This is a genomic window from Azospirillum terrae, assembly GCF_053470425.1.
This window is the reverse complement of record NZ_JBPXMR010000001.1, coordinates 1,141,068-1,154,312: the sequence shown is the minus strand read 5'-3', so window position 1 is coordinate 1,154,312 and position 13,245 is coordinate 1,141,068. Positions and strand designations below refer to the sequence as shown.

At 68.0% G+C, this 13,245-nt stretch carries 13 protein-coding genes; 6 read left to right on the top strand and 7 right to left on the bottom strand.

Annotated features, from left to right (window positions below; all coding sequences use genetic code 11):
* Positions 1-3: 3 nt before the first annotated feature.
* Positions 4-561 carry a 2-oxoacid:acceptor oxidoreductase family protein gene (locus ACSVDD_RS05505; RefSeq protein WP_448188280.1) on the bottom strand — a complete coding sequence of 186 codons (558 nt, stop codon included), beginning with the start codon at positions 559-561 and terminating at the stop codon, positions 4-6.
* Positions 562-977: 416 nt separating this feature from the next.
* Between ACSVDD_RS05505 and ACSVDD_RS05500 the strand changes: the two genes are divergently transcribed.
* Entirely contained in the window at positions 978-1,307 is a 330-nt protein-coding gene (locus tag ACSVDD_RS05500) for a hypothetical protein (RefSeq protein WP_448188279.1), read from the top strand.
* 3 nt (positions 1,308-1,310) lie between these two features.
* Here ACSVDD_RS05500 and ACSVDD_RS05495 read toward each other — a convergent pair whose 3' ends face one another.
* Together ACSVDD_RS05495 and glgC are read right to left on the bottom strand one after the other, a co-directional pair.
* Complete coding sequence (locus ACSVDD_RS05495; RefSeq protein WP_448188278.1) at positions 1,311-1,691, bottom strand: response regulator; 381 nt, start codon at positions 1,689-1,691, stop codon at positions 1,311-1,313.
* Between the two features lie 42 nt (positions 1,692-1,733).
* The gene (gene glgC / locus ACSVDD_RS05490) at positions 1,734-2,987 is read right to left on the bottom strand and encodes a glucose-1-phosphate adenylyltransferase (RefSeq protein ID WP_448188277.1); all 1,254 of its coding nucleotides are present in this window, start codon (positions 2,985-2,987) and stop codon (positions 1,734-1,736) included.
* 273 nt (positions 2,988-3,260) lie between these two features.
* Between glgC and ACSVDD_RS05485 the strand changes: the two genes are divergently transcribed.
* The 3 genes from ACSVDD_RS05485 (at position 3,261) to ACSVDD_RS05475 (ending at position 7,903) form a co-directional block, all read left to right on the top strand.
* The gene (locus tag ACSVDD_RS05485; RefSeq protein WP_448188276.1) at positions 3,261-5,330 is read left to right on the top strand and encodes an acyl CoA:acetate/3-ketoacid CoA transferase; all 2,070 of its coding nucleotides are present in this window, start codon (positions 3,261-3,263) and stop codon (positions 5,328-5,330) included.
* A 154-nt stretch (positions 5,331-5,484) separates the two neighbouring features.
* Positions 5,485-6,897, top strand: coding sequence for a sigma-54 interaction domain-containing protein (locus ACSVDD_RS05480; RefSeq protein ID WP_448188275.1), 1,413 nt, complete (start codon positions 5,485-5,487; stop codon positions 6,895-6,897).
* Between the two features lie 52 nt (positions 6,898-6,949).
* Positions 6,950-7,903 carry a M48 family metallopeptidase gene (locus ACSVDD_RS05475; RefSeq protein ID WP_448188274.1) on the top strand — a complete coding sequence of 318 codons (954 nt, stop codon included), beginning with the start codon at positions 6,950-6,952 and terminating at the stop codon, positions 7,901-7,903.
* A gap of 17 nt (positions 7,904-7,920) precedes the next feature.
* On the opposite strand, the gene ACSVDD_RS05470 is transcribed toward ACSVDD_RS05475, so the two are convergent.
* Both ACSVDD_RS05470 and ACSVDD_RS05465 read right to left on the bottom strand, forming a co-directional pair.
* A complete protein-coding gene (locus tag ACSVDD_RS05470) occupies positions 7,921-8,625 on the bottom strand; it encodes a glutathione binding-like protein (RefSeq protein ID WP_448188273.1) in 705 nt (234 codons plus the stop codon).
* Positions 8,626-8,664: 39 nt separating this feature from the next.
* Positions 8,665-9,438, bottom strand: a complete 774-nt coding sequence (locus ACSVDD_RS05465) for a CbiX/SirB N-terminal domain-containing protein (protein ID WP_448188272.1) — start codon at positions 9,436-9,438, stop codon at positions 8,665-8,667.
* Positions 9,439-9,608: 170 nt separating this feature from the next.
* Here ACSVDD_RS05465 and ACSVDD_RS05460 point away from each other — a divergent pair, with 170 nt between their 5' ends.
* Entirely contained in the window at positions 9,609-9,959 is a 351-nt protein-coding gene (locus tag ACSVDD_RS05460; protein ID WP_448188271.1) for a protein tyrosine phosphatase family protein, read from the top strand.
* 5 nt (positions 9,960-9,964) lie between these two features.
* On the top strand, positions 9,965-10,942 hold the full coding sequence (locus tag ACSVDD_RS05455; protein WP_448188270.1) for a glycosyl transferase family protein: 978 nt from the start codon (positions 9,965-9,967) through the stop codon (positions 10,940-10,942).
* A gap of 45 nt (positions 10,943-10,987) precedes the next feature.
* On the opposite strand, the gene ACSVDD_RS05450 is transcribed toward ACSVDD_RS05455, so the two are convergent.
* Positions 10,988-11,812: a universal stress protein gene (locus ACSVDD_RS05450; protein ID WP_448188269.1), complete on the bottom strand. Its 825-nt coding sequence runs from the start codon at positions 11,810-11,812 to the stop codon at positions 10,988-10,990.
* A gap of 217 nt (positions 11,813-12,029) precedes the next feature.
* Complete coding sequence (locus tag ACSVDD_RS05445) at positions 12,030-13,193, bottom strand: SDR family oxidoreductase (protein WP_448188268.1); 1,164 nt, start codon at positions 13,191-13,193, stop codon at positions 12,030-12,032.
* Positions 13,194-13,245 lie beyond the last annotated feature (52 nt).

The window sequence follows — 13,245 nt, the reverse complement described above, 5'->3', positions numbered from 1 at the left end:
GGATCAGACGAGGCAGTGTTCGTAGGCGGCGGTGGCGGCGCGGGCGTTCGCCTCGCCGATCTTGCCGGGGAACGTCTCGCGGATGGCGGCGAGGACCGATTCCAGCTTGATCTGCCCGGTGATGGCCGCGAAGCCGCCGAGCAGTGCCGCGTTCGGCAGCGGCCGGCCAACGTGCAGCTTCGCCATGTCGCTGGCCGGAACGCAGTGCGCGTGGCCGGCGGGGAAGCGCGCGATGTACTCGGCGATGTTCAGCTCCTCGAACGACCGCGAGGAGTTGATCAGCGCATACCCGGTCTCGCGCAGGCCCTGGAAGACGTCTACGGAGTGGAACAGCGTCGGATCCTGAACGATGAGGCAGTCGGGTTCGAGAATGGGTTCGCGCAGCCGGATCTCCTTGTCGTCGATGCGACAGAAGGAGACGACGGGGGCGCCCATGCGCTCGGAACCGAAACTGGGGAAAGCCTGGGCGTGCTTGCCTTCCTTGAAGGCTGCGACGGAGAGCATTTCGGCGGCGGTGACAACGCCTTGCCCCCCACGCCCGTGGAAGCGGACCTGGAACATTCTGAGCGTCCTCCAGAGAGCACTCTTATTGTGGTTGTCCGCCTTGTAAGTGGTCATACCACTTGCTGCATTGACATAGCGCAATGCTGAACCGAAAAGTCGATGATCTTTCGGGGTAAATTAACTTGAAATCGGTTAATGTCTCGTGGTGCAAGGCGGCGCCCGGCGGTTTGGCCGCGGTGGGGTGTCGCAAAGCCCCATTCCCTTCGCAAGAGAGGGGCTTCGAAAGATCCACCCTCCAACAGGTATCCCCCGTGCACGTCAAGCTCGCCGAAGCGGCGGGTGCCGCTCTTTTGGGTAGGCCGGGGGCTGAACGGCGTTCCGGGCTGTTCTTTCTGCAAGGCCCCGATCCGGGCCGCCGGCTGTCAACGGAAATATAGGAGAACCCCGTTGGGAACATCCCGGAGCGAACGATCATGAGCAGCAGCACTTGGCCCACCGATGGCACCGCGCTCGCCGATGTCCTGGAGCCGGTCCTCAACGCCGTGGAAGACGACGACACGGCGCTCCTCCAGGCCGTCACCGACGTGGCCGAGGCGCTTGCGGCGCTTGGTGTCCTGATCGTCGACCGGGCGGGCAAGCCGGCGCACGGGGTGAGCGATGAGCGGGCGGTGATCGGCGCACTCGCCACCTACGCCCGCACCTTGGCCCGCTACGGTCATCTGGACGACGCCATCGAAGTCGGCGAGCTGATGGACCGCATCGACCGCCTCAGCCAAAAGCCGCGCCGTTGGCGAATGGCGTGACGGTCATCTGCCCTGCCCAACCGCCTTTGTCAGGGTGTCGCGGAGCACCGGCATGCTGAACGGCTTGTGCACGGTGGGCGCGTCGGCAAAGCGGCCATCGATGTCGGCCGAGCCGTAACCGGTCATGAAGACGAACGGCACGCCGCGCGCTTTCAGCGCCGCCGCCACCGGATAGATCGGCGTGCCCGCCACGTTCACGTCGAGGATGGCGCCGGCGATCCCCTGGTCGGTCTGGGCGAGTTCCAGCGCGTGGGGGACATCGCCGGCCGGGCCGACCACCTCACAGCCGAGGTCGTGCAGCATGTCCTCAAGCATTATGGCGACCATCGCCTCATCCTCGACGACGAGCAGCCGCAGACCCGTCAACGGTTCGTCGAGCGTCATCGCACCACCATCCCTGTTCAGAAAAGCCGCGCCCGCCGCCGTTCAGACGGTCATCACCGTCAGGCTGACCGGTGAGCGCGGCCCCTCGATGACCACGATCCCGCTGTCGGTCAGGTGATAGCGCTTGGCGTCCTCGGTCGGGTCGTAGCCGATCAGCGTGCCGGGCGGGATGCGCACGTTCTTCTCGATGATGGCGCGGCGGATCTTGCAGCCTCGGCCGATGTCGACGTTGTCGAAGACGACGCTGTCCTCCACCTCGGCGTGGGAGTGCACGCGCACGGACCGCCCCAGCACCGAGCGGCGCACCGTGCCGCCGGAGATGATGCAGCCGCCGGCCACGATGGTGTCCACCGCCACGCCGCGCCGCCCCTCGTCGTCGAAGGCGAACTTGGCGGGCGGGTCGGAATAGCCGGCGGTGCGCAGCGGCCAGGCGCGGTTGTAGATATCGATGGGCGGGTCGATGGCCCGCATGTCCATGTTGGCCTCGTAGTACGCGTCCAGCGTGCCGACATCGCGCCAGTAGGCGGGCTGGTTCTCTATCTGGCCGGGGATGCGGTTGGTCTTGAAATCGTACGCAAACATGGCCGAGGAGCCGATGAGCCGCGGCAGGATGTCCTTGCCGAAATCGTGGCTGCTGTCGGCGCGCTGCGCGTCCTCGTAGACCATCTGCAACAGGCATTGGCGCGAAAAGATGTAGTTGCCCATGGACGCCAGCACGCAGTCCGGGCTGTCGGGCATGGTCGGGGCGTCGGGCTTCTTCTCGATGAAGCCGGTGATGCGGTTGTCGCGGTCGATCTCCAGCACGCCGAAGTCCTTGGCGAACTTTTTCTCCACCGGCAGGGCGGAAATGGTGACGTCGGCGCGTTTCTCCATGTGGTACTCGATCATCGCCCGCACGTTCATGCGGTAGACGTGGTCGGCGCCGAACAGCAGGACGAGGTCGGGTTCCGACTGCTCGATCAGGTTGGCGTTCTGGTACACCGCGTCGGCGGTGCCGCGGTACCATTCTTCCCCCTCGGAGCGCATCTGGGCGGGGACGGGGATGATGAACTGGTTGTTCAGCATGCCGCCGAACTGCCAGCCGTCGCGCAGGTGCTGGATCAGCGACTGGCTCTTGAACTGCGTCATCACGTAGATCGAGTAGACGCCGGAGTTCACAAGGTTCGACAGCACGAAGTCGATGATCCGGTACTTGCCGCCGAAGGGCACGGCCGGCTTGGCGCGCTCCTGGGTGAGGGGGGCGAGGCGGGTCCCCTTGCCGCCGGCGAGGACGAGGGCGAGCACTTTCAGCTGCATCGGACACTCCTGACAAACCGCCGTGACAGGAACCCGTTGGACCGGGTTCGGGTTCCCGTCGTCGGCTTCCCATAAGGGTATCCAAAAAGGCCCGTGTGTCGGCATCGCCGACACCACCGTCGGCCTTGTGGACACCCCATCCGCCCGCAACCATCCGCCTTTCCAGCGAATCCGCGCCCGTGCGCCGCTGCTGGTCCATGGCACGTTGTTTGCTGTTGTCCAGACAACACGCCGCTTCGCTGCGGCCGATAAAAGCATAGGAGAGGATGCGCCATGGCGAACGGATCACCGCGCCCCACGCCGCGCGGCGGCAAGAACAAGATCGTCAGCGCCGCCGAGGCGGTCGCCATCGTCGGCGACGGCAACGTGCTGTGCAACTCGGGCTTCGTCGGCTGCGGCGTGCCGGACGAACTGCTAGCCGCGCTGGAACAGCGCTTCATCGAGACCGGCAGCCCGCGCAACCTCACCGTCCTGTTCGCCGCCGGGCAGGGCGACGGCAAGGAGAAGGGCCTCAACCGCCTCGCCCACGAGGGCCTCGTCAAGCGTGTGGTCGGCGGCCATTGGGGGCTGATCCCTAAGATGGGCAAGCTGGCGCTGGACGGCAAGATCGAGGCGTACAACCTGCCGCAGGGCTGCATCTCGCACATGTACCGCGACATCGCCGCGGGGCGGCCGGGCGTGCTGTCCAAGGTCGGGCTGAAGACCTTCGTCGATCCGCGCCTGGAGGGCGGCAAGATCAACAATTCCTCGCCCGAGGACATCGTCGAGCTGGTCACCCTCGGCGGCCAGGAGTGGCTGTTCTACAAGGCGATGCCCATCGACGTGGCGTTCATCCGCGGCACCACCGCCGACACGCACGGCAACATCTCCATGGAGCGCGAGACGCTGACGCTGGACGCGCTGTCCATGGCGATGGCGGCGCGCAACTCCGGCGGGATCGTCATCGCCCAGGTTGAGCGCGTCGCCGAGGCCGGCACGCTGAACCCCAAGCTGGTGAAGATCCCCGGCATCCTGGTCGATTGCGTGGTGGTCAGCCGGCCCGAGAATCACATGCAGACCTACGGCACCGCCTACAACCCCGCCTATTCCGGCGAGATCCGCGTACCGATGGACAGCCTGCCGGCCATGGCAATGGACGAGCGCAAGCTGATCGCCCGGCGCGTCGCCTTCGATTTGCCGCCGGGCGGCGTGGTCAATCTGGGCATCGGCATGCCGGAAGGCGTGGCGGCGGTGGCGGCGGAGGAGCGCATCCTCGACCGCATCACGCTGACCGCCGAGCCGGGCATCATCGGCGGCGTGCCGGCCAGCGGGCTCAACTTCGGCTCGGCGGTGAACGCCGAGGCGATCATCGATCAGAACCAGCAGTTCGACTTCTACGACGGCGGCGGGCTGGATCTCGCGTGCCTGGGGCTGGCGCAGGTGGACGCGCTGGGCAACGTCAACGTCAGCCGCTTCGGCCGCAAGCTGGCCGGGGCGGGCGGCTTCATCAACATCTCGCAGAACGCGCGGCGGCTGGTGTTCGCCGGCACCTTCACGGCGGGCGGGCTGGAAATCGCCGTCGAGAACGGCAGGCTCCGCATCGTCCGCGAGGGCGACAGCCGCAAGTTCATCCGGGCGGTGGAACAGGTCACCTTCTCCGGCCCCTACGCCGCGGAACTGGAACGGCCGGTGAGTTACGTGACCGAGCGTTGTGTCTTCGCGCTGCGCAAGGAGGGCTTGGAACTGGTCGAGGTGGCGCCCGGCGTGGACATCGCGCGCGACATCCTGGCGCACATGGACTTCGCCCCCATCGTCAACGACCCGCGCCCCATGCGCGCGGAACTGTTCCGACCCGAGATCATGGGCCTGAAGGAACGGCTGGTCGAACTGACGCTGGAGGAGCGCTTCGTCTACGACCGCGAACGCGACCTGCTGTTCATCAACTTCGAGAACCTGCACGTCCGCTCGGCCAAGGAGATTGCCGAGATTTTCGAGGTGGCGGTACGCAGTTGCGAATCGGTGGGCAAACGCCTGGACGTGGTCGTCAACTACGACGGCTTCCGCATCGAGGAGGATCTGCTGGACGAGTACGCCGGCATGGTGCAGGTGCTGGTGCAGTTCTACTACGACCGCGTCAGCCGCTACACGACCAGCGCCTTCCTGCGCATGAAGATCGGCGATGCGCTACGCGGCCGCGGCGTCAGCCCCGGCGTGTTCGAAACCAAGGACGAGGCGCTGGCCTTTGCCCGAACCGACGCGCACGCCCCAGCCGTCGCAGCGGGCTCGCGCGATTGGCGGAAGATCGCAGCCGCGCATCAGGCCGGTCCTCGCGGAGGCAGCTTGCCGGTGGCCGGATCGGCGTGACGAAAGCATAAGTCGCCTACACTCACCCTCACCGCCTATACTGAACCCGCATGCAGTCGGCATTTCCGCCGGGTGCATGCGGAATCGTTCATGTGCTATGGATAGCGCGGCGGCGCGACCGATACGAAAAGACCGCCGGTCCAGGGAGGTTAGGGTGAGGGATGTCCTCGATTCCGAGGCGCTCTGCGCGCGGGCGTACCAGACGCTGTTCGACCAGCTTGCCGACATGTGCGTCGGCGCCGTCACCGTGGACAGCAACGCGCGCATCGCCTGGATGGACGAGAAGTACAAGGCCCTCCTCGGCATCGTCGGCGAGGTGCTCGGCAAACCGGTCGAGGAGGTCATCCCCAAGAGCCTGATGCGCCGCGTCGTCGAGACCGGCAAACCGATCCTGCTCGACATTCTGGAGACCGCCGACCGCAATCTGGTGGTCACCCGCCTGCCGCTGCGCTCCGAATCGGGCGAGGTGATCGGCGCCATCGGCTTCGCGCTGTACGACCGCGCCGAGCACCTGAAGCCGCTGTTCTCCAAGTACCAGAAACTTCAGGAAGAACTGGTCCGTACCCAGCACGAACTGGCCCAGGAACGCCGCGCCAAATACTCGTTCTCGCAGTTGCTCGGCGTGTCGGAGGCGGTGCGCGAGATCAAGCGCATGGGCCGCCGCGCCGCGCAGATGGACTCGACCGTGCTGCTGCTGGGCGAGACCGGCACCGGCAAGGAACTGCTGGCGCAGGCCATCCACGCCGCGTCCCCGCGCGCCGAACGCCCCTTCGTCGGGCTGAACGTCGCGGCGATCCCGGAAAACCTGCTGGAGGCGGAGTTCTTCGGCGTGGCGCCCGGCGCCTACACCGGCGCCGACCGCCGCATGCGCGAGGGCAAGTTCCAGCTCGCCAACGGCGGCACACTGTTCCTCGACGAGATCGGCGACATGCCGCTGCCGTTGCAGGCCAAGCTGCTGCGCGTGCTGCAGGAGCGCGAGGTGGAGCCGATCGGCTCCAACAAGGTCATCCGCGTGGACGTGCGCATCATCGCTGCCACTAGCCGCGATCTGGCCGCGCTGGTGCGCGAGAAGCAGTTCCGGGCGGACCTCTATTACCGCCTGAACGTCGTGCCGATCACGCTGCCGCCGCTGCGCGCGCGGACCGAGGACATCGAGAGCATCGCCGACAGCATCCTCGACCGCCTGTCGCTGCAACTGGGCGTGCCACCGCGCGAGCTGACGCCGTCGGCGGTGAACGCGCTGCGCGCCTACGATTGGCCGGGCAACGTCCGCGAACTGTACAACGTGCTGGAGCGCGTCATCGCCACCACCGACGACGCGACGGTGACCGCCGAGCACATCGCCGCCGTGCTGCCGCCGGGTGCGGACGAGCCGGCCGAAGCCATCGCGCCCGCTGCCGGCGTTCGTCCGCTGTCGGAGGTGATGATGCAGACCGAGCGCGTCGCCATCGCCCGTGCGCTGGCCGAGGCCGGCGGCGTCAAGTCCAGGGCCGCCAAGTTGCTCGGCATCTCCCGCGCCTCGCTGTACGAGCGGATGATAAACCTTGGCATGGTGACGAACTCCTGACTGGTGATATCCTCGTTCTCTAATCAACCCGCACGTGCCGGGGGAGGGGACGATGGGGCAGGGGATTCGTGGGGTCGTGCTGGGGCTGTTGACGGTGCTCCTGCTGGCGGGATGCGGCACCAACCCCGTCACCGGGCGCTCGCAGCTCATCATGATGGGCGAGCAGGAAGAGCAGCAGATGGGCCTTCAGGCATTCCGCGACACGCTGTCCCAGAAGACCGTCTCCCGCGATCCGGCGCAGAACGCGCAGGTGCAGCGTATTGGCAAGCGCATCGCTCTGGCGAGCGGGCGCAGCGACTACCAGTGGGAATTCCGTGTCATCCGTGACAAGGAGATCAACGCCTTCTGCCTGCCCGGCGGCAAGGTGGCGGTGCACACCGGCCTGCTGGATTTCGTGCAGAGCGACGACGAGTTGGCCGCCGTCGTCGGCCACGAGGTGGCGCACGCCATTGCCCGCCACGGTGCCGAGCGCATGAGCCAGAACATGGCGGCTGAGGTCGGCGTAGCTGTGCTCGGCGCGGTGATCTCCGCTAAGAGTTCCACCGGCGGGGCGGTGGCGGCCGGTTTGCTGGGGGCGGGGGCGACTTACGGCGTGTTGATGCCGTTCTCGCGCCTGCATGAGTCGGAGGCCGACCACATGGGCCTGATCTACATGGCCGCCGCAGGCTATGACCCGAACGCCGCGGTCACCCTGTGGAGCCGCATGGCCGAGAAGAACAAAGGCAAGAAGCTGCCGGAGTTTTTCTCCACCCATCCCTCGGACGAAACGCGCGTCAAGGAGATCCAGGCTGAGATTCCTGAGGCCATGCGCTATTTCCGCCCGATATCGGCCGGTGACCCAATCCCGGTAAAGCCGAATCCGGTGCCGGCCTCCGCGCCGGCGAACGCGGAGCCGGCGCCGCCAGCCGCGGCCCTGGAGAAGCAAGTCCGCAGGACGGCCGCCGCCCCCGTCGATGACGACGCGGACGACGGCGATGATGACGATGATGATGACGACGACGGTTGAGCCGCTGCGGCGCGGCTTTATGCGCGCTTGGTGTTCTCCGCCGTTTGGCCGAACAGCACGCCGCGGCTTTCCTCCGGGATCGGCAGGGTGCGTTCCCAGGGCTTGCCCTTCTCGTAGGCGCGCACCGTCGCCGGGCGCTCGCGGATGGCGGTGAACCAGCGCTTCAGGTTGGGGAAATCGTCGAGGTCCTGGCCCTGCCGCTTGTGCGGGACGATCCACGGGTAGGACGCCATGTCGGCGATGCTGTACTCCTCGCCCGCCAGGAACGCGCGGCCCTCCAGCCGGCGGTCCAGCACGCCGTACAGCCGGTTGGTCTCCTTGACGTAGCGCTCAATGGCGTAAGGGATCTTCTCCGGCGCGTAGAGCGCGAAGTGGTGATTCTGCCCGGCCATCGGCCCCAAGCCGCCGACCTGCCAGAACAGCCACTCCAGCACCGTCTTGCGCCCGCGCGGGTCGGTGGGCAGGAAGCGTCCGGTCTTCTCCGCCAGATAGACGAGGATGGCGCCGGATTCGAACACCGAGATCGGCTCGCCGCCGTCGGCGGGCTGCGGGTCGATGATGGCGGGCATGCGGTTGTTGGGGCTGAAGGCCAGGAACTCGGGCCGGAACTGCTCGCCCGTCGTGATGTCCACCGGGAAGATCCGGTAGTCGAGCCCGGCCTCCTCCAGGAACATCGTGATCTTGTGCCCGTTCGGCGTCGGCCAGTAGTGCAGATCGATCATGGTCTCGTCGTGCTCCCGTTTTTATGCGTCGTAATAATACTACCCCAGCGCCGCCACCGCACGCCGCAGGATCAGCCCGGCCATCGCCGGGTGGCGGCCGATGGCGGCGGTCAGCCACAGGCGCCGGCCGTCCGCCATGGGCGTGCCGTCCACCAGCGTGTCCTTGCTGCGCAGGAGATCCGGCAGGTCGGTCTCTTCGTGGCGGCCACCGGAAACGAACAGCGGCACCACCACAACGTCGCGCCGCCCGGTCACCCCGCGCCAGTCCGCCGCCAGCGGCGGTTGCTCCAGGTAGACTGCGTCGACCTCGCCGTAGCGCCCCAACGACTCCAGCGCCGCCGCCAGCGCGCCGGTGGCGCGTTCCGAGGCGGTGCGCCGCGTGCTGCCGTGCCCGGCGACCAGCACCGCAACGTCCGCCGGCTCCAGCCCGGCGTCGGCGATGGCGCGGTCGGCGATGTCGGCGGCGATCCCCAGGATCTCCGCATCCATGCCGATGGGTGGCAGCACGGTCAGACGCGCCGTGTCGTCCGCTTCGTTCAGCAGGCGGGGCAGCACCATCGTCGCCACGCCGCCCTCGGTCGCCAGCAACGGCACCACCACCACCCGGCGTTGCGGCAAGCGGGCCAGCGCCGAGGCGGGGGAGGGGGCTTGCAGCGCGAACGCCGTCGCCACCGCTCCGAACACCTCGGCGCCTCGGATCTCGGCGGCCAGCGCGTCGGCAATGGCCGAGCCGCTGCCGTCCGACGTGCCGTGCCCGAACAGCAGCAGCGCGGTGTCGGTACCGGCAAGTGGCTTCTGATCTGTGGAGGGCATAGCTTTTCTCGTATGGGACCTATCTCTGCAAGGTAGCGTCCGCCACCGCCCTTGGCGAGCGGGTCCGTGGGATGTATATAAGGTATTGCTAAACAATAGCGTTCAGCCGCGCCGAACCGCGCCGGGTGTGCTATTCCAATCATGTACCGTTCCTAGAGGGGGGAGTGTTCATGCCGAGCCTGAGCAAGATCGACGACGAGGTGTTCGCCACCGGCCAGCTGTACGACGACGACTTCGCCGAGCTGGCGCGCCAGGGCGTGAAGACCATCGTCAACAACCGCCCGGACGGCGAGGAGCCCAACCAGCCCACCGCCGGCCACGGCGCCGAGTTGGCGGCCAAGTACGGCATGGCCTACCACTACATCCCCGTGGGCCGGGAAGGCCCGACCGAGCAGGCGGTGGACCAGATGGCCGCCGTGCTGAAGGACAGCGCCGTGCCGATGGTCGCGCACTGCCGCTCGGGCGCGCGCTCAAGCAGCATCTACGCGATGGCGCGGGCCCGCCTGCGCGGGGCGCGCTGACGCCCATGGCAAGCGAGCACCCCTTCGCCCAGTACGTCCGCATCCTCGGGAAGGGGCCGACGCTGTCGCGCTCCCTGACCGAGGACGAGACGTACGAGGCCGTTTCGATGATCCTGCGCGACGAGGTGGAGCCGATCCAGCTCGGCGCCTTCCTCTGCCTGATTCGGGTGAAGACCGAAACGCCGGAGGAACTGGCCGGCTTCGCCCGCGCTGCGCGCGGCGCGGTAGCAAAGCCGGCCGACATGCCGGCGGTGGACTTGGATTGGCCGTCCTACGCCGGCAAGTCGCGCCGGCTGCCGTGGTTCCTGCTGTCGGCGCTGCTGCTGGCGCGCAGCGGGGTCACGGTGTTCATGCACGGCACCGATGGGCACACCGCGGGCCGGCTGTTCACCGGCGGTGCGCTGGAGGCCCTGGGCATTCCGGTGGCCGGGTCGATGGACGTGGCGGCGGAGCACCTGCGCGCCAACCGCTTCGCCTACCTGCCGCTGGCGGCCATGGCGCCGAAGCTGCACGCCATCATGGGGCTGAAGCCGCTGCTCGGCCTGCGCAACCCAGTGCACACCGTGTCGCGCATGCTGAACCCGCTGGAGGCGCCGTGCCAGATCGTCGGCGTGGCGCACCCGCCCTACCGCGACGCGCACCAGAAGGCGGCGGCGCTGCTCGGCCAGCCCAACCTCGCGGTGTTCAAGGGCGAGGGCGGCGAGGCGGAACGCCGGCCGGAAAAGCCTTGCGACGTGCGGACCCTGCGCGACGGCGAATTTGGCTCGGAACTGTGGGTGCCGATGGCGGCCACCACAACGGTGCGCCACGACGAGGACCTGGACGTGGCCCGCCTGAAGGCGCTGTGGGAGGGCACGTCGGACGACGCGGAAGGCCGCGGCGTGGTGATCGCCACGGCGGCGGTGGCGCTCAAGCTGCTCGGTCGCGCCAACACGCAAGCGGACGCCGAGGCGCTGGCCGCGGATCTGTGGCGCGGGCGGTGATGGCTTAATCCCTCTCCCGGCCCGGCCGGGAGAGGGCATTCATCGTCAATGCGACAGCAACACTGGCATTGGGGCGGTGCGCAGGACGTGGCGGGTGCCGCTGCCGCGGTGCAGGTACGGGAAGCCATAGTGCCCGTGCGCGCCCATCACCAGCAGGTCCGCCCCCCGGTCGATGGCCTGCGCCAGCAGCGCGTCCATGGCGCCGATGTCGTTCACCGCGAAGTTCGACGCCTCCGCCTTGATGCCGTGCAGGCGCAGGTGCTCCAGCACGCCGATGCGCGGCGTGTCGGCCGGGTGGCCGGCGGTGGCCTGGGTCAGCACGGTGATCAGCGTCACCTCGCTGGCCAGTTCCAGCAGCGGCATGGCGTCGGCCAGCGCGCGGGCGGCCTCGCGCTCGGCGTTCCAGGCAATCACCGCGCGCTTGCCGATCACCGGGAAATGCCCGGCGAAGGGAATCACCAGCACCGGCCGGCCGGCGTTGAGCACGACCTGCTCGGCCAGTTCCTCGGGGGCGGCGTTGTCGGGATTGTCGCGGTCGAACTGGCCGAAGATGGTGAGATCGGCGAAGCGCGACCAGATGATCGTCTCGCGGATCACGTGGTTGTACTCGCCGTGCGCCAACTGGTGCCAGTCGGCGGTAACGCCGGCCTCCTGCGTCTTGTTGCGGAACACCGCCTCGCTGCGGGTCGATGCTTGCGCCAGATGGTCGCTGGAGCGGCGCGCGATCACGCTGGTGGCCTGCCGGTCCGGCTGCGCGAACAGCCCCCGCAGAAAGGCGCCGTGCGCCTTGGCGAGCGCGATGCCGGCCTCGATGCGTGCCTCGGTGTGCGGGCTGGAATCCAGATGGACCAGGATGTGCTTGAGCGACATGGTTGCGTTTGCCTCCCTCGGGTGTTTTCCCGGACGTCTTGGCCGGGACCTTCCCCCGGCGAGCGTTCGTGTTGCGCCCCCATGATGCCACGAGAGCGCGCCAACACGAAGACCACAAAACGGCAACTCTATGCGTATTTCGACGCGGGCGAGTGTGGGAGGCGGTATCGGGCGGTGGAAAGCCCCTCTTCACCACTGAAAAAGGGGCTTTTTGCCGCTACCGGGGGAACACCACCCACGACTCGTGGGCGGCCTCGCTGGCCGGCTTTGCGTTGTGGCCGAGGGTTGCGCCCTCGGTGTCGGCGGTCACCATGCCCGCCGCCCGTTCGCGTCGGCGCGCCTCGTATAGGCGGCGCGCCCGGCTCCGCCCGTTGCCCATCCCCGGCAGTCGGCCGGCGTACGCCGCCACCGCCAGCGCGCCCAGGCCGGCGAACAGCGCCGCGGTCGTCCACGGGTGCATCTCGGCGCTGGTGTACAGGCTGGTGTGCCGCACGAAGGAATGCCGGCCCGACTGGGCGTGGCCGTCGTTCCAGGGCTCGTGCAGGCTGTCGCGCTCGCGCAGGCGCGGGCCGCCGCGCTGGCCGCGGGTCAGCATCCGCTCCATCACATAGTCGGTCATGCGCGGCGCGTAGCGCTCGCCCCACTGAAACACCTTGCCGCCGCCACCGACGAACAGGTCGCGTACGGGGTGCTGGGCGGCGTGCAGGATCGCTTGCGCCACCAGTTCCGGCGCGTAGACCGGTGGCGGCAGGTTGGGCTCGGCGTCCATGTAGTTCTTCGCGTGCTCCTCGAATCCGGTGTCGATGGAGGCCGGTTTGATCAAGGTGACCGAGATCGGCGCGCCCTCCGCCTCCAACTCCATGCGCAACGCGTCGGTGAACGCCTTCACCGCGTGCTTGGTGGCGGAATAAGGGCCTTGCAGGGGAATGGCGCGCTCGGACACGACGCTGCCCAGGTTGATCAGCGCGCCGCCGCTCCGGCGCAGGTGCTGGGCGGCGATGCGCGAGCCGATCACCACGCCCCAGTAGTTGGTTTCGAACAGGCGGCGATGGTCGTCCATCGACACCTCCTCGATGCGACCGTAGATCGACACACCGGCGTTGTTCACCCAGGTGTCGATGCCGCCGAAGCTGCTCACGGCAAGGTCGGCGACGCGGCGCATCGCCTCCTCGTCGGCCACGTCGGCGACGGCGTGCACGGCGGTGCCGCCGTTCTGCCGGATCTCCTCGGCGACGTGGCCCAGCGCGTCGCGGTCGCGCGCCGTCAGCACCACCTTGGCGCCGTGCTCGGCGGCCATGCGGGCGGTGACCAGCCCGATGCCGCTGGTCGCTCCGGTGATGACGATGACCTGCTCCTCGATGGGCTTGAGACGCACGGACATGGCGGGAATCCTCTGGCTGGTCGAAGGGGGCGTCGCCCTTCCAACAGAATCC

Coding starts and splice junctions, on each gene's coding strand:
- ACSVDD_RS05485 (WP_448188276.1), top strand. CDS start 3,261: ATGGCGAACGGATCACCGCGCCCCACGCCGCGCGGCGGCAAGAACAAG.
- ACSVDD_RS05470 (WP_448188273.1), bottom strand. CDS start 8,625: ATGATCGATCTGCACTACTGGCCGACGCCGAACGGGCACAAGATCACG.
- ACSVDD_RS05475 (WP_448188274.1), top strand. CDS start 6,950: ATGGGGCAGGGGATTCGTGGGGTCGTGCTGGGGCTGTTGACGGTGCTC.
- ACSVDD_RS05460 (WP_448188271.1), top strand. CDS start 9,609: ATGCCGAGCCTGAGCAAGATCGACGACGAGGTGTTCGCCACCGGCCAG.
- ACSVDD_RS05505 (WP_448188280.1), bottom strand. CDS start 561: ATGTTCCAGGTCCGCTTCCACGGGCGTGGGGGGCAAGGCGTTGTCACC.
- ACSVDD_RS05495 (WP_448188278.1), bottom strand. CDS start 1,691: ATGACGCTCGACGAACCGTTGACGGGTCTGCGGCTGCTCGTCGTCGAG.
- ACSVDD_RS05465 (WP_448188272.1), bottom strand. CDS start 9,438: ATGCCCTCCACAGATCAGAAGCCACTTGCCGGTACCGACACCGCGCTG.
- glgC (WP_448188277.1), bottom strand. CDS start 2,987: ATGCAGCTGAAAGTGCTCGCCCTCGTCCTCGCCGGCGGCAAGGGGACC.
- ACSVDD_RS05445 (WP_448188268.1), bottom strand. CDS start 13,193: ATGTCCGTGCGTCTCAAGCCCATCGAGGAGCAGGTCATCGTCATCACC.
- ACSVDD_RS05500 (WP_448188279.1), top strand. CDS start 978: ATGAGCAGCAGCACTTGGCCCACCGATGGCACCGCGCTCGCCGATGTC.
- ACSVDD_RS05455 (WP_448188270.1), top strand. CDS start 9,965: ATGGCAAGCGAGCACCCCTTCGCCCAGTACGTCCGCATCCTCGGGAAG.
- ACSVDD_RS05450 (WP_448188269.1), bottom strand. CDS start 11,812: ATGTCGCTCAAGCACATCCTGGTCCATCTGGATTCCAGCCCGCACACC.